The organism is Rathayibacter sp. AC182, assembly GCF_979253875.1.
In genome coordinates, this window is the sequence record NZ_CEEDEK010000005.1 from 1469720 (window position 1) to 1489414 (window position 19695).

The following is a 19695-nucleotide window of genomic DNA, read 5'->3' on the forward strand; positions in this document are numbered from 1 at the left end:
AACGCCCCGCCGCATCCGCCCGGCCGCCTTTGTCGGCCCGCGACGGAACTTTTCCGCGTTCCGCGACCGCGACCTAGCGTGCAGTCACCGCCGTCGGTCGAAGGGATCCTCGCTCATGGTCACCACTGCTCCCCGCCCCCGTTCCGCCGCGGACGCCGCCGAGAAGGCGGCCACCGGCTCCTCCCGCAAGCGCCGCTCCCGCTCCGGCGCCATCGCCCCCACTCCGCCCGTCGACGCGCTCGGCACCGAGGTCGACGCCCGCCTCGACGAGGACGGCGCACCGTCGGTCGACGTCGAGGTCCTCGGCGAGCTGCTCCTGGGCGCCTGGAAGGAGCAGCGCCTCGCCTCGCCGCGCGCTGACCGCCCGTCCGGAGCTGCACGGCGAGAGCGGCCTCCCCATGGCCGAGCACCGTGCGCGCGTCACGCGGCAGATGCGGATCCTCGCCGCCGAGAAGGGCGTGCTGCGGGCGTTCCCGGCCGACCTCGGCGGAGGCGCCGACCACGGCGGCAACATCGCCGGCTTCGAGGAGCTGGTCACCGCCGACCCGTCGCTGCAGATCAAGTCGGGCGTGCAGTGGGGCCTCTTCGGCGCCGCGGTCCTGCACCTGGGGACCCGCGAGCACCACGAGAAGTGGCTGCCCGGCATCATGGATCTCCGCATCCCCGGCGCGTTCGCGATGACCGAGACCGGTCACGGCTCCGACGTCGCGTCCATCGCCACGTCCGCCACGTTCGACGAGGAGACGGGCGACTTCGTCCTCAACACCCCGTTCCGCGCCGCGTGGAAGGACTACCTCGGCAACGCCGCGATCGACGGCCGCGCCGCCGTCGTGTTCGCCCAGCTGGTGACTCGGGGCGTCGGCCACGGCGTGCACGCGTTCTTCGTGCCGCTGCGCGACGAGTCCGGCGCGTTCCTCCCGGGCATCGGCGGCGAGGACGACGGCCTCAAGGGCGGCTTGAACGGCATTGACAACGGCCGCCTGCACTTCGACCACGTCCGAGTGCCGCGCGAGAACCTGCTGAACCGCTACGGCTCCGTCGCGGCCGACGGCACCTACTCCTCGCCCATCGCGAGCCCGGGCCGCCGCTTCTTCACCATGCTCGGCACCCTGGTGCAGGGCCGCGTCTCGCTCGACGGAGCAGCGGTCGCCGCGTCCCGCATCGCCCTCGCGATCGCCGTGACGTACGGCGACCAGCGCCGGCAGTTCACCGGGGAGGGGACCGCGAGGAGGTCCTCCTCGACTACCAGCGCCACCAGCGCCGTCTGCTCCCGCGCCTCGCGACGACGTACGCCGCCGGCTTCGCGCACGACAAGCTGCTGCGCGCGTTCGACGACGTCTTCTCGGGCAGGAACGACACCGACGAGTCGCGCCAGGACCTCGAGACCCTCGCCGCCGGGCTGAAGGCGGTCTCCACCTGGCACGCCCTCGACACGCTGCAGGAGGCGCGCGAGGCCTGCGGAGGCGCGGGCTTCCTCGCCGAGAACCGGCTCACGCAGCTGCGCGCCGACCTCGACGTCTACGTCACCTTCGAGGGCGACAACACGGTCCTGCTCCAGCTCGTCGCGAAGCGCCTGCTCACCGACGTCGGGCGCCGCTTCAAGGACGCCCAGCCCACCGAGCTGGCGCGCTACGCCGTCGGCCAGGTCGCGGGGGCGACGGTCGACAACTCCGGTCTGCGCCGCCTCGCCCAGGTCGTCTCGGACCGCGGATCCACGGCCCGCTCCGTCGGCCAGCTCCGCGAGGACCAGCGCGAGCTGCTCACCGGACGCGTCGAGACCATGGTCTCCGGCATTGCCTCACGCCTGCGCGCGGCGCGCAAGCTCCCCGCCGACGAGGCCGCGCGCCTCTTCAACGCCCACCAGGACCAGCTGATCGAGGCGGCCCGCGCGCACGCCGAGCTGCTGCAGTGGGAGGCGTTCACCGAGGCGCTCGCCGGCATCGAGGACGAGGGGACCCGCACGGTCCTCACCTGGCTCCGCGACCTCTTCGGCCTCGGCCTCGTCGAGAAGCACCTCGACTGGTACCTGCTGCACGGGCGGCTCTCGTCGCAGCGCGCGGTCGCCGTGACGTCGTACATGGACCGCCTGCTCGCCCGGCTCCGTCCCCACGCCGGCGACCTCGTCGCGTCCTTCGGCTACGGCCCCGAGCACCTGCGCGCGGCCATCGCGACCGGCGCCGAGCAGACCCGGCAGGAGGAGGCGCACGCCTGGTACGAGGCGGCCCGCGCCGACGGCAGCCTCCCGCGCCCCGAGAAGGCTCCCGCGCCACTGACGCCGGGACCAGGGCGGCCGGGCCGCGGGCTCAGCGCTGCAGGTACGCCAGCGCCGCGTCGCGCTCGGCCCGCAGCTCGAGCACCGACTCGTCGATCTTGCGCCGCGAGTACTCGTCGATCTCGAGCCCCTCGACGATGCGCCACTCGCCGTCCACCGAGCGCACCGGGAACGACGAGATCAGCCCCTCCTCCACCCCGTAGGAGCCGTCCGACTCGACGGCCGCCGAGGTCCACTCGGTGCCCGTCATCCAGTCGTGCACGTGGTCGATCGCGGCGGACGCTGCCGAGGCGGCCGACGACGCTCCGCGCACCTCGATGATCTCGGCCCCGCGCTTCGCGACGCGCGGCTCGAACTCGTCGTGCAACCACGCGGCGTCGACCAGCTCGGTCACGGGCCGTCCGTCGACGCTCGCGTGCGTCGCGTCCGGGTACTGGGAGGCGGAGTGGTTGCCCCAGATCGCGACTCCCGCGATCGAGCCGACCGGGGCGTCCAGCTTCGCGGCCAGCTGCGCGACGGCGCGGTTGTGGTCGAGCCGCGTCATCGCGGTGAAGCGACCGCGCGGGATGTCCGGCGCGCTCGCGCGGGCGATCCAGGCGTTCGTGTTCGCCGGGTTCCCGACGACCAGCACGCGGACGTCGTCCGCGGCGTGCGCGTTCAGCGCGGCGCCCCAGGCCCGAAGATGCCGGCGTTCGCGGCGAGCAGGTCGGCGCGCTCCATCCCCGCCGAACGGGGCCGGGCGCCGACCAGGAGTGCGACGTTCGCGGCGTCGAAGGCCGCGCGGGGATCGTCGGTCACCTCGACGCCGTGCAGGAGCCCGAACGCTCCGTCCTGCAGCTCGAGGGCGGTGCCGGCCGCGGCCCGGAGCCCGGCCGGGATCTCGAGCAGGCTCAGCCGCACGGGCACGTCCGGCCCGAGGAGCTGACCCGAGGCGATGCGGAACAGCAGGGCGTAGCCGATGGCGCCCCCCGCTCCCGTGACTGCGACCTTCACCGGCGTGCGCTGCGTGCTCATGCCGACGAGCGTAGGCGCGCGTGCTGCGAGCGGGGTAGGAGGAGCGGTCGCTCTCTACACTCGGGGGCAGCGGCAGGGAGGGGCCCGATGACGACTGCGTCCGATCGACCTCCGGTGATCGCCCACTCCGTCATGGCGGGCATCGCCGTCAGCGCCCGTCGCCTTCGCCGGATCGATCCTCGCCGTGCCGCTGCTCTTCGCCGGGTCCGCCGGTCTGGCCGCGCTGGCCGTCCTGCCGCTGATCGCCACCGCGCTGCTGCTGAGCGTGTCCCGGATCGTCACGGGTCGACTCCACGTCGGCGCGAATCTCGCGCTCGGCACGCTGCTGACCCTCGCGACGCTCGCCGCTGTGGTCGCGCCGCTCGTGACCGAGGCGCCGCCTCCCCGCCTCCCTCCTCGCTGCCGTTCCGCTGCTGCTCGGAGCCGCGGCGGCGTCCGGGTCGCTCGTCGTCCATCCGGGTCGCCCCCGGGTGATCGGAGCAGTGGCGACCGCCGCCCTCCTGGCTGTGGTGGCATCACCCGTGGCGCAGACGGTGGTCGGGCGGACCACGGCGGTGCGCGCCTCGCAGGAGACGGAGTACGAGTACCGGCTCGACTACTCCGTCGTGCCGTTCGAGTCCGATCGACTCACGACGACGGCCGTCGTCATCGGGCAGTACGAGTCCCTCCGTCCGGGCGTCGGAGGATCCGCTCGCCCGGCAGGACACCGACCACCTTCCCGACCCGGGGGACATCACGATCCTCACGAGTCGGTTCGACCCGGAGTTCGCGCTCGAGATCCAGGTCTGCAGCCGCTACACGGCTCCGGAGCTGGCGGGGACGGCGGGGAACACCTGCGAGCGCCGCGACGACGGCGTCTGGGTGCTCGAGGTCGACGGATCCCGGATGCTCGCTCGGCTCATCGACTACTCCATCGTCTCCGTGACGGGCTCCGACCAGGAGCGGCTCGAGGAGCTGCTCGTCGCGGTGGTGCCGATGGAGCAGGACGAGTACGAGCGCCGCGTCCGTCTCGCTTTCGAGCGGGATCTGCGCGCCTAGACCCCCGCCGTCCGTCCGGCCACCTCCTGCAGCACCGCGAGCACCCGGCGCACCGGCGGGTGCGCGAGCGCCCCCGGTCGGGCGAGCACGTCCACGTGCCGGACGAGCGCCCCGCCCTCGACGGGGCGCAGCACCATCCCGTCCACCGCGAGCGTCGAGGCGGTGATCCGAGGCATGACCGCGATCGCCGCTCCCGAGCGGACCACCTCGGCCGCCACGAAGAACTCGTTGATCCGGTGCTCGATGCGCGGGGCCCGGCCGCCGAGCGCGCCGAGGTGCTCGAGCACTCCCGCCAGCGGGAAGCCGTCGTGCGTCGAGATCCAGCGCTCGTCGCGGAGCTGCTCGGGCGGATGCTCGCCTGCGCGGCGAGCGGGTGCGCGGCGTGCAGGGCGATGTCGAGCGGCTCGACGAGCAGCGGAGTGCTGACGATCCTGGCCGACGGCCACTCCGGATCGTGCGCGAGGCGGTGCGCGATCACGAGGTCGTGGTCGGCGGTCAGCCCGGCGAAGCGGTCCTGGGCGACGTCGGCGTCGGTCAGCGAGACGCGCAGGTCCTCGCCCAGCGCTCCGCAGCAGCGGCCCGAAAAGGGTGAGGCCTGCGCTGTGGAAGGCCGAGACCCGCACCGCCCGGTCGTCGCGCTCCAGATGCGCGTCGACCGCCGCCTGCGCCTCGGCCAGCGCCTCCTCGACGCGCGCCCCGGCGACGGCGAGCGCCTCGCCCGCCTCCGTGAGCACGAGCCGGCGACCGCTGCGCACCGTGAGAGGGACGGCGACCCCGGCCTGCAGAGCGCCGAGCTGCTGCGACACCGCCGAGGCGCTGATGTGCAGGGCGGCGGCGACCGCCGCGACGCTCCCGCGGTCACCGAGCTCGCGGAGCAGGCGGAGTCGCGCGGGATCCATAAGCATCTGCTTCCTCATCGATCAAGACGATGCCCGTTGTTCTTCATCGTCCGTGGGGACGACAGTAGCCCCATGCCCTCCCGCCGCTCCTCCGACACCGCCGCCGATCTGCTCCTGCTCGGCGTCGCCGCGGTGTGGGGTGCCAGCTTCCTCGCCGCGAAGGACCTCGCGGCCGTGACCGGAGTGCCCTCGGCCGTCGCCCTCCGCTTCCTGGTGGCCGCCGCGGCCCTCGCCCTGGTGTGCCTGGTGCGCCGCGAGCGCCTCCCGCGCGGGCGCGGCCTCGTGATCGCCGCCGTCCTCGGCTGCTCCCAGGCCGCGGTCATCGGTCTCGAGACGTGGGGCGTGCACCTCACCTCCGCCACCAACGCCGGGCTGCTGATCAGCCTCGCGCTCGTGATGACCCCCGTGCTCGAGGGGCTGGCCTCGCGCTCGTGGCTGCCGCGCTCGTTCTTCGTCGCCGCGGTCGCCGCGGTGGTCGGAGTCGCACTGCTCGTCTCGGAGGGCGGGTTCCGCACGCCGACGCCGGGCGACGCGCTCGTGATCGCCGCCGCGGTCGTGCGCGCGTTCCACGTCACCGCCAGCGCGCACCTGACCCGGGGCCGCACCGACGGCACGCTCGGAGTCGTCCTCGTGCAGGTGCTCGTCTGCGCCGGCGCGTTCTCCCTGCTCGCGGGTCCCTCGCTCCCCGTCTCGGCCGCCGCTCTCGACGCGGCGGGCTGGGGGAGCGTCCTCTTCCTCGGGCTGCTCTGCTCGGTCTTCGCCTTCGTCGTGCAGCTCTGGGCGGTCCGGCGCACCTCGGCCGCGCGGGCGAGCATCCTGATGGGCACCGAGCCGGTCTGGGCGCTGCTGGTCGGCACGGTGCTCGCGGGCGAGGCGATCGAGGCCCTCGGCGCGCTGGGCGCGGCGCTCATCGTGGCGGCGGCCTACGCCGGGCAGGCGATCGAGCGGAGCACCGCCGCGCGCGGTCGATCGCGCACCGCGCCGCCGAGATCGCGGAACGCGCCACTGCGACTCCGTAGAGTGCCGAGCATGCGCACCCTGTACCCCGAGATCGAGCCGTACGAGACCGGCATGCTCGACGTCGGCGACGGCCACTCCGTCTACTGGGAGGTCTCGGGCAACCCCGACGGCAAGCCCGTCGTCTTCCTGCACGGCGGCCCCGGTGCCGGCACCTCGCCCGCGCACCGCCGCCTCTTCGACCCCGAGAAGTACCGCATCGTCCTCTTCGACCAGCGGATGTGCGGACGCTCCACCCCGCACGCCAGCGAGCCCGGCGCGGACCTCTCGACGAACACCACCTGGTACCTCGTCGCCGACATCGAGCGCCTGCGCGAGCACCTCGGCGTCGACACCTGGCTGGTCCTCGGCGGTTCCCGGGGCTCCACCCTCGCCCTGGCCTACGCCGAGACGCACCCGGAGCGGGTCAGCGAGATCGTGCTCCGCGGGATCTTCACCCTCCGCCGCGCCGAGCTCGAGTGGTTCTACGAGGGCGGGGCCGCCGCGGTCTACCCCGACCTGTGGGAGTCGTACACCTCGGTCGTCCCCGCCTCGGAGCGCGGCAGCTTCATCGAGGCGTACTACCGCCTCCTGCACGACGAGGACCCGGCCGTGCACGGTCCGGCCGGCGTCGCCTGGACAACGTGGGAGGCGTCGACCATCTCGCTCCTGCAGAAGCCCGAGATGATCCAGGCGTGGTCCGACCCCGCCTTCGCCCTCGCCTTCGCGCGGATCGAGAACCACTTCTTCGTGCACCGGGGCTGGTTCGAGGAGGGGCAGCTCCTCCGCGACGCCGAGGTGCTGCGCCGCATCCCGCCGTGATCGTGCAGGGCCGCTACGACATGTGCACCCCGGCCTTCACCGCCTGGGACCTGCACCGCGCCTGGCCCGAGGCCGAGTTCCACCTCATCGCCGACGCGGGGCACGCGTTCGACGAGCCCGGCATCCTGAACGCGCTGATCGAGGCCACCGACCGCTTCGCGTCCTGAGCCCCCACCGCTTCGCGTCCTGAGCCCCCACCGCTTCGCGTCCTGAGCCGGGAGGCGCCGGCACGCGGGGCTATCCTGAGCGGATGCGCGCGGACGACGACTCCGGGATGGACAGCTGGCCCACGGGCCGACTGCTGTCGACCGCGTCCCGCATGGTCGAGCACGCCTGGCACGGGGCGCTCGCCGAGATCGGCCTCACCCACGCCGGACTCATCGTCCTGCACCTGCTGCAGGCCGGGCCCGTCGCGCAGAAGGAGCTCGCCGCCTCCGCGCACGTCGAGGTGCAGACCATGTCGCGCACCATCGAGCGGCTCGAGCGCGAGGGCCACGTCGACGCCGGAGCGACCCGGCCGACCGGCGCCGCCAGCTCGTCTCGCTGACCGCGAAGGGCACCGAGGCGTGGCAGCGTGCGCACCGGCTCGAGGTCGACATGTTCCCGGGCAGCCTCGAGCACGGTCCGCTCCGCGACGCGCTGCTCGAGATCATCCGCTCGACGAGCGAGTCGCGCTGGGGCTGACCCGCGCCTCCGCAAGCCCCGGCGGGGAGCGGCGCCGGACCACTACCGTGACCGCATGACCTTCAACGACGACTCCCAGCTCAGCGGCGGCAAGGTCCGCCGGCGCGGACGCACCACGGGCATCGCAGTCGGCGGCGGCGCGGGCTAGTCGTCGTGCTCGCGCTGCTGTCGCAGCTGCTCGGCGTGAACCTGACGGGACTCGGCGAGGTCCTCGGCGGCGGAGGCGGCACCTCGCCCGAGCAGATCACCAGCACCGCAGTCGCCTGCGACAGCGGTGCCGACGCGAACACCGAGGTCGACTGGCCGCCTCGAGGGCGCCGCCGAGTCGCTCGACCGCTACTGGGCCACCGCGACCGGCACGATCGGCGCGACCTACGCGACTCCGGGTGGCGTCATCGTGTTCGACACCGAGACGAGCACCGGATGCGGCGGCGCGACGGCCGCGGTCGGCCCGTTCTACTGCCCGCCGGATCAGACCATCTACCTCGACACGGAGTTCTTCGACGAGCTGCGGACCCGGTTCGACACCTCAGGCGGATCGCTCGCGCAGATGTACATCCTCGCCCACGAGTGGGGGCACCACATCCAGAACCTGACCGGTGCGATGGAGTCCGCGGACCGCTCCGGCACCGGGCCCGACTCCGACTCGGTGCGCCTCGAGCTGCAGGCCGACTGCTTCGCCGGCGCGTGGGTCGGCGACGCCTCGACCGTGCCCGACGAGACGGGAACGCCCTACCTCAAGCCCGTCACCGCGCAGGAGTACCAGGACGCGCTCGGCGCGGCGGCGGCCGTCGGCGACGACCGCATCCAGGAGCAGGCGACCGGCACGGTCGACCCCGAGGGCTGGACCCACGGCTCGGCCGAGCAGCGCCAGCGCTGGTTCGAGGCCGGCTTCGAGGGCGACGCGGTCGACTGCGACACCTTCGCGGTGCCGGGCGCCCAGCTCTGACGCTCGAGCCCCTGCTGGTCGAGTAGCCGCGCAGCGGCGTATCGAGACCCGCGCTTCTAGGACACCGAGTCGGCGGGCTCCTCCATGAACCACTCCGCGAACGAGCACGCCCGCCCGTCCGGAGCGAAGCGGATGATCCACAGGTTCAGGTACGTCTCCGCCCCCGGGTAGACGGTCCGCCCCTGCACCACCGCCGTCGCGTCCGTCAGGGCCACGAGACCCCACGCGAAGGTCGGCTCGGCGGGCTCCGACTCCGCTCGCCACCACTCGACGATCGCGTCGCGCCGGAGTGATCGCGTCGCGGTGCGGGGCGGTGAAGTACTCGGCGTCCTCGGTGAAGAGCGCGGCCATGTCGGCGGGGTCGTCGCTCGCCCACGCCCTCTCGTAGCCGGCGATCCAGTTCTCGATGTCGATCATCCGCACATCCTCGTCCCGCCCGACCGACTGCGGAAGGGCGCGGAGCGGGAAGGTTCCGGAGCCCTCCGCGGTTCGAGTACCCGGCCGGCGACTGCAAAGCTGGGCAATACATCCCCGACTCGAAGGACCCGCGTGCCCGACTCCGACAGACGCTCCCTCACCCGCACGCCCGACCCGCGTCTGATCACCGCCGTCCTCGCCTTCGCGGGGATGAGCGCGTCGTTCATGCAGACGCTGGTGGTGCCCATCCAGTCCGAGCTGCCGCGACTGCTCGACGCCGACCGCGGCGAGACCGCGTGGGTGATCACAGCGACCCTCCTGAGCGCCTGCATCCTCACTCCGGTCTCGGGCCGCCTGGGCGACCTCTACGGGAAGCGGAGGATGGCGGTCGCGGCGCTCGTGGTGCTGGTGCTCGGCTCGATCGTCTGCGCGTTCGCCGGCGACGTGTGGACCCTCGTCGTCGGGCGCGCGCTCCAGGGCGCGGTCATGGGAGTGATCCCGCTGGGCATCTCGATCCTCCGCGACACCCTGCACCGCGATCGACTGCCCGGCGCGATCGCCCTGGTCAGCGCCACGCTCGGCATCGGTGGTGCACTCGGGCTGCCGCTGAGCGCCCTGATCGCCCAGAGCACCGACTGGCACGTCCTGTTCTGGATGTCCGCCGGGCTCGGCGTCCTCGACATCGTGCTGATCCTGCTCGTCGTCCCGGTGTCGACCCTGCGCTCGCCCGGCCGCTTCGACGTGGTCGGCGCGATCGGGCTCGCGATCGGACTCAGCGGCGTGCTGATCGCCGTCTCACGCGGCAACGACGCGGGCTGGACGAGCCCCGCGATCCTCGGCTCGGGGCTCGGCGGCGTCGCCGTGCTCGTGCTCTGGGGCTGGTTCGAGCTGCGGCAGTCGAGCCCGCTCGTCGATCTCCGCGTCGCCGTGCGGCCCGCCGTCCTCTTCACGAACCTCGCCTCCGTGGCCGTGGGCTTCGCGTTCTTCGGCGCGCAGATCACGCTGCCGCAGATGCTCGAGCTGCCGACCGCCTCCGGGGTCGGCTTCGGCCTCAGCCTGATCGTGGCGAGCCTCGTGCTGGCCCCTCCGGCCTCGCGATGATGGCGACCTCTCCCGTCGCGGCCGGTCTCTCCTCGCGCTCGGGACCCCGGGTGGTCCTGATCTCGGGCGCCGCTCTGATCGCGGTGTCGTACCTCCTGGTGCTGCCCTTCGGCAGCGAGGTGTGGCAGATCCTCGTGATCAACGCCCTGATCGGAGTGGGCCTCGGGCTCGCGTACGCCGCCATGCCGACGCTCATCATGCACGCCGTGCCCGCCTCCGAGACGGCTGCGGCCAACGGGCTCAACTCGCTGATGCGCACCCTCGGCACGACCCTGTCGTCGGCGGTCACCGCCGCCGTGCTGGCGCAGCTGACCGTCTCGGTCGGCGCCGTCGAGGTGCCGAGCTCCGAGGGGTTCCGGCTGACCTTCGTGATCGGCGCGGTGGGCGCCGTCGTCGCGGTCGTGCTCGGGCTGCTCATCCCGCGGGTGCCGAAGCCCGACCCGCGCCCCGCGCTGCCCTAGCCCGAGCCGTACCGCCCTAGCCGAGGTCCTGCGGTGTGATCCCGTCCTCGTCCTCCTCGAGCAGCCGCACGATCTGCAGCTCGCGGAGTCGCGTCGTGGTTCTGCAGCGTCTCGCGCGCCGCGATCGCCAGGCGGCACAGCAGCACCACGAGGACCACGGCGAGCACGGCGCCCACGACCAGGACGACGACGTACAAGGAGAAGAAGAGGGTGGACGGCAGAGTGGTCATAGCTCCACGCTAGGCGGGTCGCGGTCCGGATCCCTCCCCGAGCGGCGGAGGTCGGCCGGCCCGGACTCAGGCGAACGCGCCCCGGTAGGCCCGCGCCGGATGCGTCGAGGGCAGCTCGTCCGTCCCGAAGAGCTTGCGCCGCAGCGTGCCCTCCGCGTACTCCGTCTGAGCGAGCCCGCGCTCCTGCAGCACCGGCATCACCCGGTCGACGAACTCCTCGTAGCTGCCGGGCAGGATCCAGTTGACGACGTTGATGCCGTCGATGCCCGCGTCGCGCCACTCGGCGAGATGGTCGGCGATCTGCTCGGGTGTGCCCACCACGCGCCCGCGGAGCTTCGCCGAGAGCCGCGCGAGGTCGCGCACCGTCGGCTCGCGATCGGGCGACGCGTCGCGGATCCACTGCAGGTGGCTCTGCCCGGCGTAGGTCTCGATCGCCGAGAGCGGCAGATCCGGATCGAGCTTCTCGCCCGTCTTCGGATCGAAGCCGAGGTTCGAGTGCAGCAGGAACGCGTCCGACGACAGGTACTCGTCGATCTCGCGCTCGGCGCGGCGAGCCTCCTCCTCGGTGTCGCCCGTGATGAACGAGAGACCGAGGTAGAAGGCCGGGACGCCGTCCCCGCGACCCGCCTCCGCGGCGAGCCGGCGCGTGTCGACGATCAGCTCGCGCGTCTTCTCGGGCGACCCCGAGAAGACGAACTGCGCCTCCGCGTTGCGCGCCGCGAAGCGCCGGCCGGCGGGGGAGGAGCCGGCCTGGAACAGCACGGGCGTGCGCTGCGGCGACGGGGCGGACAGGTGCGGCCCCTGCACGCGGTAGCGCTTCCCGACGTGGTCGATGCGGTGGATGCGCGACGCGTCGGCGAACGCGCCGGCCTTGTCGCGCAGCAGTGCGCCGTCGTCCCACGAGCCCTCCCACAGCTTGTAGACGACGTCGAGGTACTCCTGCGCCCAGGCGTAGCGCTCGTCGTGCTCCTCGAGCCGGTCGTAGCCGAAGTTGCGCGCGGCGCCGTCGAGGGCGCTCGTGACGATGTTCCAGCCGATCCGCCCGTTCGAGACGTGGTCGAGCGTCGAGACCTTGCGGGCGAAGTCGAATGGGTGCGACTGCAGCACCGAGCTCGTGAACGCGAAGCCGAGGTGCTCGGTGCTCACGGCGAGGGCCGAGAGCAGCACGGCCGGATCGTTGCTCGGCAGCTGCAGGCCCTCGCGCGCGTTGACCTCCCAGTCGCCGTCCGCCGGGCCGTAGAGGCCGGCGACGTCGGCGAAGAACATCGCGTCGAAGCGGCCGCGCTCGAGGGTGCGGGCGAGGTCGATCCACAGCTGCACGTCGTCGAACTCGTGCTGACGGGCGTCGGGGTGGCGCCAGAGCCCGTGCTGGATGTGGGAGGCGGTGTTCATGACGAACGCGCAGTAGCGCAGCGGACGCGGCTCGGTGCTCATCGCCCCAGGCTAGGACGCATCACCGGCATCCGGCGGCGACGGCGATCGCGTCGTCGCCCGGGGAGCCGTAGGGCTCGACCCCCGAACCCTCGGTGTACCCCAGGGAGAGCGCCCCAGGCGGTCGCCCACTTCTCGTCGTCGCCGTCGAAGGGCGCTGCCCGGTACAGGTCGTAGCAGCTCTGCTTCGAGGTGATGGCGTGCCCGACCTCGCGCGCGACGAGCCCCACGGTCCAGCCCGCGTCCCAGTAGCGCTGGATGCTCTCGGTGAGCTGGATCCGCGACGGCGCCCCCTCCTGCAGGCTCCACGTCGCCAGGCCGGCCCCGGAGTCGCGGTCGCCGTACGCGACGCCGTCCACCTCGATGCTCTCCTCCCAGGAGATGTCGATCGGCACGCCGCCCCCGATCGAGTCGGCGAAGTCGAGCACCTGCTGCTTCCTCGGCCAGTCCGCTGCGGCACGCTCGACGAGACCCTCCTCCTGCGACGCCTGCAGCGCCTCGACCTGCGCGAGGTACGCGCGCAGGGCGCCCGGGTCCGAGAAGTCGAGCGGGACCGGGTCGCTGCCGTACCCGTAGAGCGCCTTCTCGACCAGCCAGCGCGACTGGTGCGTGGCGGCGGTGCTGCTCGCGATCAGCGCCTCGGCCGTGGCGGCGGTGCTCCGGGTGAACGCGGTCGCGGCGGCGCCCGTCGCGGACAGGAGCGGACGGACGCGGACCCGCTGCTCCTCCTGCTCCCGGGCCTCCTCGGCCAGCTCCGCCGCCCGGGCGTCGAGGTCGTCGGCCGCCGCGAAGCGCTCGTCGGCTCCCTCCGGCGCCTCGGGCACCGCGACCGCCGCCCGCGCGGCGACGGGGACGTCGTCGGCCGCATCGACGAGGGCGTCGATCGCCGCCTCGTAGGCGTCGCGCGCCGACGGATCCACGGCCGCGTCGTCCGCCTCGTCCAGCACCGGTCGGATCCCCTCCGTCTCCTCCCCGACGGACTCCTCGAGCGCCGCCCACGCATCGACGGCCCGATCGTGGTCGGCGGCCACCCGTTCGAGCCCCTCGGACGCCTCGGCGAACCGCTGCTGCGACACGGAGTCGCGGACGAGGACCGCCGTGCCCGCGCCCGCGGCGAGGAGCAGGAGCGCCGCACCGCCCGCGATCGCGCGCCGAGCCGTCTGCGGGATCCGGCGCCGGGGCGGTCGGCCCGGCGAGACGGTGGCCGGATCGGGAGGCGGGAAGGTCGGACCCGGGGCGGCGGTGCTCACACGATCCAGTATGGCCACGCGTCCCGGTCCCGCCGCAGGGCGTCCTGTGAGCAGACGCTCCTCCCGCTCACACCGGGCCGCTGGCTGCGCCCGCGTAGGGTGTCCGACTGTGGATCGCCGCCCTCCGAACCCTCGCTCGCCGCCCTGCCTCCGCTCACGGACGCCGGTGCGCAGGCCCTCGACGCGGGCACCGTCGCCGAGATCCGAGCGCTGCGCGACGACTTCGCGCGGTTCATGCTCCAGTACAAGTTCGGCATGGACGAGATCGTCACCAAGGTGTCGATCCTGCAGGAGGAGTTCCGGGAGCTCCACGACTACAACCCGATCGAGCACGTCTCGAGCAGGCTCAAGTCGGCCGACAGCCTCATCGAGAAGATCGAGCGCAAGGGCTGCGACACCACGTTCGAGGGCATCTCGGGAGCGATCACCGACATCGCGGGCGTGCGGATCACGTGCAGCTTCGTCTCGGACGTCTACCGCGTCTTCGAGCTGCTCACGTCGCAGCCGGACGTGACGGTGCTCGAGGTGAAGGACTACATCGCCTCCCCCAAGGAGAACGGCTACAAGAGCCTGCACGCGATCGTCGAGGTGCCGGTGTTCCTCTCGGGCGGATCCGTCGACGTCTGCGTCGAGGTCCAGTTCCGCACGATCGCGATGGACTTCTGGGCGAGCCTCGAGCACAAGATCTACTACAAGTACGACCGCCAGGTGCCCACGGAGCTGCTCGACGGACTCGCCGACGCGGCCCGCACGGCCGCCGCTCTCGACTCCGACATGGAGCGCCTGCACCGGCAGGTGCGCGGCGAGCTCCCGATCGAGCGCCCGCCGCTGCGCGCCCTCGATGTCTGAGACGTCGGGCCGGCTCAGCCCAGCGCCGTCACCAGCACCAGCAGCAGCACCGCGGTGCCGTTCAGCGTCGCGTGCGAGATGATCGCCGCGCCGAGCCGACCGGTGACGGTCGAGATCCAGCCGTGCGCGAGACCCGCCACCACCGTGGTCACTCCGAGCGTGGCGATCGTCGCGGGGTTCACCATCTGGTGCCCGTGCAGCAGTGCGAAGACGAGCGTCGAGGCGATGATGCTGAACACGGCCGCCCAGACGCGCCGCCCCCGGGTCGGGGGAGCGGCCTCGGTCCTCGTGCGGAGCATGCGGTTGCGCACCGCCCGCATCACGACGCCGCGGCAGAGGATCTCCTCCACGATCGGCGCGACGACCACGGGGATGACCACGGAGCTGAGGACGAACCACAGCGGATCCGGTTCGAGCTCGAGGTTCCCCTGCGCGTCCTGGAGGAACGGGGAGAAGCCCAGGAGCACCAGCACGATGGCGATCCGCACCGCGATCCCGAGGCCGATCCCGATCGGCACGTCGATCCAGCGGAACCGCAGGCCGAAATCGGCAGCCAGCGACTTCAGCCCGCGCAGCCGCGAGGCGAGGATCGGCACGACCAGGCCGATCAGGTAGCTGCCGAAGGCGCCGGCGAAGGCGAGCCCGGGGGAGTAGGGCAGCACGCCGAAGCCGAACAGCAGGATGAGCACCGCGAGCGGCACCACGATCCCCGCGATCGTGAGCACGGCGGTCGGCAGTCCCCAGCGAACGCGCGGATCGGGGAGGTAGAGGAGCGACGAGTACGGCGCATGGATCGACGGCTGCGGCTCGGGCGCCTGCTGAGGCGCCGGCCAGGCGGTCGGCGTGGGCCATCCGCTGGGCGCCGCGGCGTACGGAGGCGCGACCGGAGGCTGCTCGGGAGCGACGGTCGACGGATCGGGCGGCGGGAAGGCGGCGGGATTCATGGCCTCACCAGGCTACGCAGGCAGGCTGGGCGAACGGCCCGGCACGCGTGCTCTGCAGGACGAGTCCTCCTCGCACGCGTCCGGACATGAAGAAACCCCGCCATGTAGAAGCTAGGCGAGGGTTTCCGTGGCTCCGACGGGCGTCGATCCCGTGACCTCACGATTTTCAGTCGTGCGCTCTACCAACTGAGCTACAGAGCCGTTGCGACGTTCCGCCGCTGAAAAAGGCCCTTCCTCTCGGAAGGGCCCCTTTGCGACCCTGACGGGACTTGAACCCGCGACCTCCGCCGTGACAGGGCGGCACGCTAACCAGCTGCGCTACAGGGCCTCGTTGCGAAGACAAGCATACTGCCTTCGAGGCTATTCGATTTCCACCCGCTCGTTTCCGACCGGTTCTTGCTCGGTGCCGTCTTCGTGACCCCAACGGGATTCGAACCCGTGCTACCGCCGTGAAAAGGGCGGCGTCCTAGGCCACTAAACGATGGGGCCGGAAGCTGCAGGGCGACCCTGCGGCCGACCCCACCATGACTACCGACACGCAAGCATACGGATGATCGCGCCAGATGCAAAATCCGAACGTTTCGCACACGTGAACAACCCCGTCCGGGGTTGCCGCATCTCTAGGCGCGGCGGTAGGGGCTTGGTTAGGGTTGGTCGGAATTGCCCTTCCCCCGGCGACGGCCCGCGTCGTCCTGCCGTGGTGAGGGATCCCCGATCACCCCGAGGTCCCATGCTCTCTCCCCGCGCCGCCGTCGCCCCGCACCGTCATCGGGCGCGCCACGGCTCGGGCGGCTCCGCTCCGCCGCGCTCGCGTCCGCGGTGCTCGCGCTCGTCGCCGGTCTCCTCGTCGCCACTCCCGCGCAGGCGGCCGAGTACCCGACGTGGGCCGACGTGGAGGCCGCCAAGGGCGACACCCAAGCGGCCGCCGCGCAGGTCGAGAACATCACCTCGCTGATCGCCGGACTGCAGGACGAGGTCGCCGCGGCCCAGGAGCTCGCGCAGAAGCGCGGCGAGGTACTTCACGGCACAGGAGGCGTTCGACCTCGCCGCCGACCGCGCCACGTCGCTCGACACCAAGGCCACCGCGAGCGCCGACGAGGCCGACGCCGCGTCGCAGCAGGCCGGCCTGCTCGCCGCCCAGCTCTACCGCACCACCGGCACGGACCTGTCCGTCAACATCTTCCTCGACGGCGAGCACCGGATCCGATGATCTGCTCGGCCGCATCGGCAACATGACCAAGCTCGTCGAGCGCTCCAACGCGATCTACGAGCAGGCGAGCACCGCCCGCAACACCGCTTCATCGCTGGCCGACCAGGCCGAGGTGGCGCAGACGGAGCGCGAGCGCCTCCGGGTCGCCGCCGAGGCCGCCCTCGCCGAGGCCACGAGCGCCCAGCAGGCGTCCGAGGCCGCGCTCGTCGAGCAGCAGGAGCAGAGCATCGTGCTCGAGCAGCAGCTCGCCGCGCTGCGCGACACGGAGTCGCGCACCGTCGCCGAGTACCAGGCGGGAGTCGCCGCGCGCGAGGCCGAACGTCAGCGCAAGCTCGCCGAGGAGGCCGCCGCCCGCCAGGCCGCGGCCGACGCCCAGCGCGCCGCCGCGCAGGCCGCCGCCGCAGCGGCTGCGGCCGCGGCTCCCCGTCCCAGCTCCGGGGGTGGCGGTGGCGGCTACTCTGCCCCTGCTCCGGCCCCCGTCGCGGGCGGCGGATCGACCGCGGTCAGCGACTCCGGCTGGGTGAAGCCCGTCAACGGGCGCATCACCGGCACGTTCGGACCGCGCGGCAGCCTCTCGACCGGCGGAGGATCGACCAGCTCGTTCCACCGCGGCACCGACCTCGCGGCTCCCTGCGGCACCCCGATCTTCGCCGCTCACAGCGGCACCGTCACCTACGCCGGCGTGTTCGGCACGTACGGCAACTGGATCGAGATCAACCACGGTGAGGGCATCAGCACCGGCTACGCCCACATCATCGCGGGCGGCATCTACGTGAGCGTCGGCGAGCGGGTCGAGGCCGGTCAGCAGATCGCCGCGGTCGGCTCCACCGGCGCCTCCACCGGCTGCCACCTGCACTACGAGACCCGCGTGAACGGCACCGCCGTCAACGCCCAGCCCTTCATGGCCGCACGAGGAGTGACCCTTGGTTGACGCCCGGACCACCGCACGAGGATTCACGCCGGCGCCGCGCGAGCGGGCCTGGAAGGGCCGGCTGCCGCTCGCGGTGTCCGCGGCCTTCGCCGTGACCGCGATCACCGCGTCCTTCGGACTCACCCCGCCTCGGCGGACGATCCGCAGTACCCCTCGTGGGACGACGTGCAGAACGCGAAGCTCGACGAGGCGGCGAAGCAGGCCGAGATCGACTCGATCACCGGTCTGGTCGCCGGGCTGCAGAGCGCGGTCGACGAGGCCTCGGTCGAGGCGATGCGCGGGGCCGAGACCTGGCGTCAGGCGTCGGACGCCCTCGCCGCCGCCGCGCAGGCCGTCACCGACCTCGAGGACCGCGCCGCCGAGGCCTCCGCCAAGGCACAGACCTCCCGGATGCGCGCGGGCCTGCTCGCCGCGCACCTGTCCAAGGCCGCCGGAGGCGACCTCTCGATGAGCCTCGTCGCGAGCGGAGAGAACGCGGGAGACCTGCTCTACCAGCTCGGGGCGATGTCGCAGCTGACGGAGCAGTCGCAGAAGGTCTACGCCGACGCCCTCGGCGACAAGCAGAACGCCGAGTCCCTCGCCGCGCAGGCCGACGTCGCGGTCGACGAGCACCGGGCGCTCTCGGACGAGGCCGACCGCGCCCGCGCGATCGCCGACGACGCCGCGCGCTCGGCGCAGTCGGCCCTCGCCGCGCAGGAGGCGAAGTCGTCCGAGCTCATCGCCCAGCTCGCGCTGCTGAAGGACTCCACCGTCGAGGTCGAGACCGCGTTCCTCGCGGGCGAGCTGGAGCGCAGGGCTGCGGCTGCGGCGGCCGCCGCAGCGGCCTCAGGCTCAGGCCGACGCCGAGGAGACCTCGCAGGAGCAGGGCTCGCAGCCGGCAGGCGCTCCGTCCCCGTCCCGCGGCTCCCGCCCCGGCGGCGCCCCAGCCCGCAGCGCCGCGACCGGCCGCTCCCGCGGCTCCGGCCCCCGCTCCCGCGGCTCCGCAGCCGGCTCCCGCTGCGCCGCAGCCCGTCCCCGCCGCGCCGCAGCCCGCGCCTCCCGTCCAGGCTCCGGCGCCGGCTCCCGCTCCCGCGGCACCGGCCCCCGCTCCTGCGCCCGCCCCGGCACCGGCCCCCGCGCCCGCTCCGGTCGGCCAGCCGAACACCAGCGAGGTCGAGACCGCGATCGCGTACGCGTCCGCGCAGCTCGGCGAGCGGTACCTGCTCGGCGGCATGGGTCCGGACGTCTGGGACTGCTCGGGACTGACAAAGCAGTCCTACGCCTCCGCGGGTCGCTACATCGGCACCCACTCGGCGACGAACCAGTACAACACCATGGCGGCGGACGGCAAGCTCGTCCCCTACAGCGAGCGCCAGCGCGGCGACCTGATCTTCTGGGGCGGAGCCGGCGACTACTACCACGTCGCCATCTTCCTCGGGAACGGCCAGATCATCGAGGCGCCGAACCCCAACGCGCCGGTGCGCATCCACTCCATCTGGGGCACCCCGACCGGCATGGTCGGCCGCCCGGCCTCCTGGGGCGCCGGCTCGGTCCCGCAACGCGAAGAACCCGCCCCCACCGGCGATCCAGCAGCCGCTGGACTCGGAGGGAGCGGGTTCTCGTCATTCGCGAGGGGTCAGTGACCCTCTTCGGCCAGCTTCTTGATGCCGTCCTGGACGATCTGCTCGGCCTCGGCCGCGTCGCCCCACGCCTCGACCTTGACCCACTTGCCGGGCTCCAGGTCCTTGTAGCGCTCGAAGAAGTGCTTGATCTCGTTCTTCGTCTGCTCCGGGACGTCGCCGATGTCCTGGATGTGCTGCCAGCGCGGGTCCTTCGCGGGGACCACGACCACCTTGGCGTCGGAACCGGCCTCGTCGCTCATGTTGAGGACGCCCACGGGGCGCACCGAGACGCCCACGCCCGGGAAGACGGGGTACTCGAGCAGCACCAGCGCGTCGACGGGGTCGCCGTCGAGGCCGAGGGTGTTCTCGAAGTAGCCGTAGTCCGTCGGGTAGACGAAGGAGGTGAAGAGCACCCGGTCGAGGTACACGCGACCGGTCTCGTGGTCGACCTCGTACTTGTTGCGGCTGCCCTTGGGGATCTCTACGACGACGTCGTATGCGGCCATGTTCGCTCGCTTGAGGTCGGTGGCGCCGCGGGCGGCGCATCGGCGGATCGGATCCGCCTCCCCGAGCGTGCGCACAGGCCCAGCGCTCGC

General features: G+C 72.8%; 19 protein-coding genes, 3 tRNA genes and 4 pseudogenes. 15 read left to right on the forward strand and 11 right to left on the reverse strand.

Features of this window, described 5'->3' with window-relative positions:
- Nucleotides 1-115: 115 nt before the first annotated feature.
- A pseudogene (locus AC0CII_RS19100) lies at nt 116-2260 on the forward strand (acyl-CoA dehydrogenase family protein); the annotation flags it as partial.
- 43 nt (nt 2261-2303) lie between these two features.
- On the opposite strand, the pseudogene AC0CII_RS19105 reads toward AC0CII_RS19100, so the two are convergent.
- Nucleotides 2304-3286, reverse strand: a pseudogene (locus tag AC0CII_RS19105) (malate dehydrogenase).
- 87 nt (nt 3287-3373) lie between these two features.
- Between AC0CII_RS19105 and AC0CII_RS19110 the strand changes: the two are divergent.
- Both AC0CII_RS19110 and AC0CII_RS19115 read left to right on the forward strand, forming a co-directional pair.
- Nucleotides 3374-3760 (forward strand): hypothetical protein, encoded by a 387-nt coding sequence (locus tag AC0CII_RS19110; RefSeq protein WP_465230327.1) that lies wholly within the window; start codon nt 3374-3376, stop codon nt 3758-3760.
- 387 nt (nt 3761-4147) lie between these two features.
- Complete coding sequence (locus AC0CII_RS19115) at nt 4148-4324, forward strand: hypothetical protein (protein ID WP_465230328.1); 177 nt, start codon at nt 4148-4150, stop codon at nt 4322-4324.
- Here the strand turns inward: AC0CII_RS19115 and AC0CII_RS19120 are convergent.
- Nucleotides 4321-5229, reverse strand: coding sequence for a LysR family transcriptional regulator (locus AC0CII_RS19120; protein ID WP_465230329.1), 909 nt, complete (start codon nt 5227-5229; stop codon nt 4321-4323). The genes AC0CII_RS19115 and AC0CII_RS19120 overlap by 4 nt on opposite strands.
- A 66-nt stretch (nt 5230-5295) precedes the next feature.
- On the opposite strand from AC0CII_RS19120, the pseudogene AC0CII_RS19125 reads away from it, so the two are divergent.
- From AC0CII_RS19125 to ypfJ, 5 genes and pseudogenes are all read left to right on the forward strand, one after another.
- Nucleotides 5296-6090: pseudogene (locus AC0CII_RS19125) on the forward strand (DMT family transporter); the annotation flags it as partial.
- A 162-nt stretch (nt 6091-6252) separates the two neighbouring features.
- A pseudogene (gene pip, locus AC0CII_RS19130) lies at nt 6253-7208 on the forward strand (prolyl aminopeptidase).
- Between the two features lie 107 nt (nt 7209-7315).
- Nucleotides 7316-7588 carry a MarR family winged helix-turn-helix transcriptional regulator gene (locus tag AC0CII_RS19135; protein ID WP_465230330.1) on the forward strand — a complete coding sequence of 91 codons (273 nt, stop codon included), beginning with the start codon at nt 7316-7318 and terminating at the stop codon, nt 7586-7588.
- Between the two features lie 27 nt (nt 7589-7615).
- Nucleotides 7616-7873, forward strand: a complete 258-nt coding sequence (locus tag AC0CII_RS19140; protein WP_465230331.1) for a hypothetical protein — start codon at nt 7616-7618, stop codon at nt 7871-7873.
- 126 nt (nt 7874-7999) lie between these two features.
- Nucleotides 8000-8674, forward strand: coding sequence for a KPN_02809 family neutral zinc metallopeptidase (gene ypfJ / locus AC0CII_RS19145; protein WP_465230332.1), 675 nt, complete (start codon nt 8000-8002; stop codon nt 8672-8674).
- Nucleotides 8675-8730: 56 nt separating this feature from the next.
- On the opposite strand, the gene AC0CII_RS19150 is transcribed toward ypfJ, so the two are convergent.
- Nucleotides 8731-8889 carry a hypothetical protein gene (locus AC0CII_RS19150; RefSeq protein ID WP_465230333.1) on the reverse strand — a complete coding sequence of 53 codons (159 nt, stop codon included), beginning with the start codon at nt 8887-8889 and terminating at the stop codon, nt 8731-8733.
- 334 nt (nt 8890-9223) lie between these two features.
- Here AC0CII_RS19150 and AC0CII_RS19155 point away from each other — a divergent pair, with 334 nt between their 5' ends.
- Nucleotides 9224-10192 (forward strand): MFS transporter, encoded by a 969-nt coding sequence (locus tag AC0CII_RS19155; RefSeq protein ID WP_465230334.1) that lies wholly within the window; start codon nt 9224-9226, stop codon nt 10190-10192.
- On the forward strand, nt 10189-10653 hold the full coding sequence (locus tag AC0CII_RS19160; protein WP_465230335.1) for an MFS transporter: 465 nt from the start codon (nt 10189-10191) through the stop codon (nt 10651-10653). The genes AC0CII_RS19155 and AC0CII_RS19160 overlap by 4 nt, the downstream gene beginning before the upstream one ends.
- Here the strand turns inward: AC0CII_RS19160 and AC0CII_RS19165 are convergent.
- The 3 genes from AC0CII_RS19165 to AC0CII_RS19175 form a co-directional block, all read right to left on the reverse strand.
- Nucleotides 10650-10883: a hypothetical protein gene (locus AC0CII_RS19165; protein ID WP_465230336.1), complete on the reverse strand. Its 234-nt coding sequence runs from the start codon at nt 10881-10883 to the stop codon at nt 10650-10652. The two genes, AC0CII_RS19160 and AC0CII_RS19165, sit on opposite strands and share 4 nt — an antisense overlap.
- Before the next feature lie 66 nt (nt 10884-10949).
- On the reverse strand, nt 10950-12317 hold the full coding sequence (locus tag AC0CII_RS19170) for an LLM class flavin-dependent oxidoreductase (RefSeq protein WP_465226766.1): 1368 nt from the start codon (nt 12315-12317) through the stop codon (nt 10950-10952).
- A complete protein-coding gene (locus AC0CII_RS19175) occupies nt 12314-13564 on the reverse strand; it encodes a hypothetical protein (protein ID WP_465230337.1) in 1251 nt (416 codons plus the stop codon). The genes AC0CII_RS19170 and AC0CII_RS19175 overlap by 4 nt, the downstream gene beginning before the upstream one ends.
- Nucleotides 13565-13798: 234 nt before the next feature.
- Between AC0CII_RS19175 and AC0CII_RS19180 the strand changes: the two genes are divergently transcribed.
- A complete protein-coding gene (locus AC0CII_RS19180; RefSeq protein ID WP_465228082.1) occupies nt 13799-14413 on the forward strand; it encodes a GTP pyrophosphokinase in 615 nt (204 codons plus the stop codon).
- Nucleotides 14414-14427: 14 nt separating this feature from the next.
- On the opposite strand, the gene AC0CII_RS19185 is transcribed toward AC0CII_RS19180, so the two are convergent.
- The 4 genes from AC0CII_RS19185 to AC0CII_RS19200 all read right to left on the reverse strand — a co-directional run bounded on the left by AC0CII_RS19185 (nt 14428) and on the right by AC0CII_RS19200 (nt 15846).
- Entirely contained in the window at nt 14428-15357 is a 930-nt protein-coding gene (locus AC0CII_RS19185) for a lysostaphin resistance A-like protein (protein WP_465226764.1), read from the reverse strand.
- A gap of 128 nt (nt 15358-15485) precedes the next feature.
- A tRNA-Phe gene (locus AC0CII_RS19190) sits at nt 15486-15558 on the reverse strand.
- A 53-nt stretch (nt 15559-15611) separates the two neighbouring features.
- A tRNA-Asp gene (locus tag AC0CII_RS19195) sits at nt 15612-15685 on the reverse strand.
- Between the two features lie 87 nt (nt 15686-15772).
- Nucleotides 15773-15846, reverse strand: a tRNA-Lys gene (locus tag AC0CII_RS19200).
- Between the two features lie 330 nt (nt 15847-16176).
- Between AC0CII_RS19200 and AC0CII_RS19205 the strand changes: the two genes are divergently transcribed.
- The 4 genes from AC0CII_RS19205 to AC0CII_RS19220 all read left to right on the forward strand — a co-directional run bounded on the left by AC0CII_RS19205 (nt 16177) and on the right by AC0CII_RS19220 (nt 19120).
- Entirely contained in the window at nt 16177-16593 is a 417-nt protein-coding gene (locus tag AC0CII_RS19205) for a hypothetical protein (protein ID WP_465230338.1), read from the forward strand.
- Nucleotides 16590-17498 (forward strand): peptidoglycan DD-metalloendopeptidase family protein, encoded by a 909-nt coding sequence (locus tag AC0CII_RS19210; protein ID WP_465230339.1) that lies wholly within the window; start codon nt 16590-16592, stop codon nt 17496-17498. Before AC0CII_RS19205 ends, AC0CII_RS19210 begins: the two co-directional genes overlap by 4 nt.
- 165 nt (nt 17499-17663) lie before the next feature.
- Nucleotides 17664-18743, forward strand: a complete 1080-nt coding sequence (locus AC0CII_RS19215) for a hypothetical protein (protein ID WP_465230340.1) — start codon at nt 17664-17666, stop codon at nt 18741-18743.
- Nucleotides 18710-19120 carry a C40 family peptidase gene (locus AC0CII_RS19220; protein WP_465230341.1) on the forward strand — a complete coding sequence of 137 codons (411 nt, stop codon included), beginning with the start codon at nt 18710-18712 and terminating at the stop codon, nt 19118-19120. The genes AC0CII_RS19215 and AC0CII_RS19220 overlap by 34 nt, the downstream gene beginning before the upstream one ends.
- On the opposite strand, the gene ppa is transcribed toward AC0CII_RS19220, so the two are convergent.
- Nucleotides 19114-19605, reverse strand: coding sequence for an inorganic diphosphatase (gene ppa / locus AC0CII_RS19225; protein ID WP_056868278.1), 492 nt, complete (start codon nt 19603-19605; stop codon nt 19114-19116). The genes AC0CII_RS19220 and ppa overlap by 7 nt on opposite strands.
- Nucleotides 19606-19695 lie beyond the last annotated feature (90 nt).

Excerpts from the sequence above, each read along its gene's own strand:
- AC0CII_RS19110 (WP_465230327.1), top strand. The coding sequence starts at position 3,374 with ATGACGACTGCGTCCGATCGACCTCCGGTGATCGCCCACTCCGTCATG.
- AC0CII_RS19120 (WP_465230329.1), bottom strand. The coding sequence starts at position 5,229 with ATGCTTATGGATCCCGCGCGACTCCGCCTGCTCCGCGAGCTCGGTGAC.
- AC0CII_RS19135 (WP_465230330.1), top strand. The coding sequence starts at position 7,316 with ATGGACAGCTGGCCCACGGGCCGACTGCTGTCGACCGCGTCCCGCATG.
- AC0CII_RS19160 (WP_465230335.1), top strand. The coding sequence starts at position 10,189 with ATGATGGCGACCTCTCCCGTCGCGGCCGGTCTCTCCTCGCGCTCGGGA.
- AC0CII_RS19165 (WP_465230336.1), bottom strand. The coding sequence starts at position 10,883 with ATGACCACTCTGCCGTCCACCCTCTTCTTCTCCTTGTACGTCGTCGTC.
- AC0CII_RS19170 (WP_465226766.1), bottom strand. The coding sequence starts at position 12,317 with ATGAGCACCGAGCCGCGTCCGCTGCGCTACTGCGCGTTCGTCATGAAC.
- AC0CII_RS19180 (WP_465228082.1), top strand. The coding sequence starts at position 13,799 with ATGCTCCAGTACAAGTTCGGCATGGACGAGATCGTCACCAAGGTGTCG.
- AC0CII_RS19185 (WP_465226764.1), bottom strand. The coding sequence starts at position 15,357 with ATGAATCCCGCCGCCTTCCCGCCGCCCGATCCGTCGACCGTCGCTCCC.
- AC0CII_RS19210 (WP_465230339.1), top strand. The coding sequence starts at position 16,590 with ATGACCAAGCTCGTCGAGCGCTCCAACGCGATCTACGAGCAGGCGAGC.
- AC0CII_RS19220 (WP_465230341.1), top strand. The coding sequence starts at position 18,710 with ATGGGTCCGGACGTCTGGGACTGCTCGGGACTGACAAAGCAGTCCTAC.
- ppa (WP_056868278.1), bottom strand. The coding sequence starts at position 19,605 with ATGGCCGCATACGACGTCGTCGTAGAGATCCCCAAGGGCAGCCGCAAC.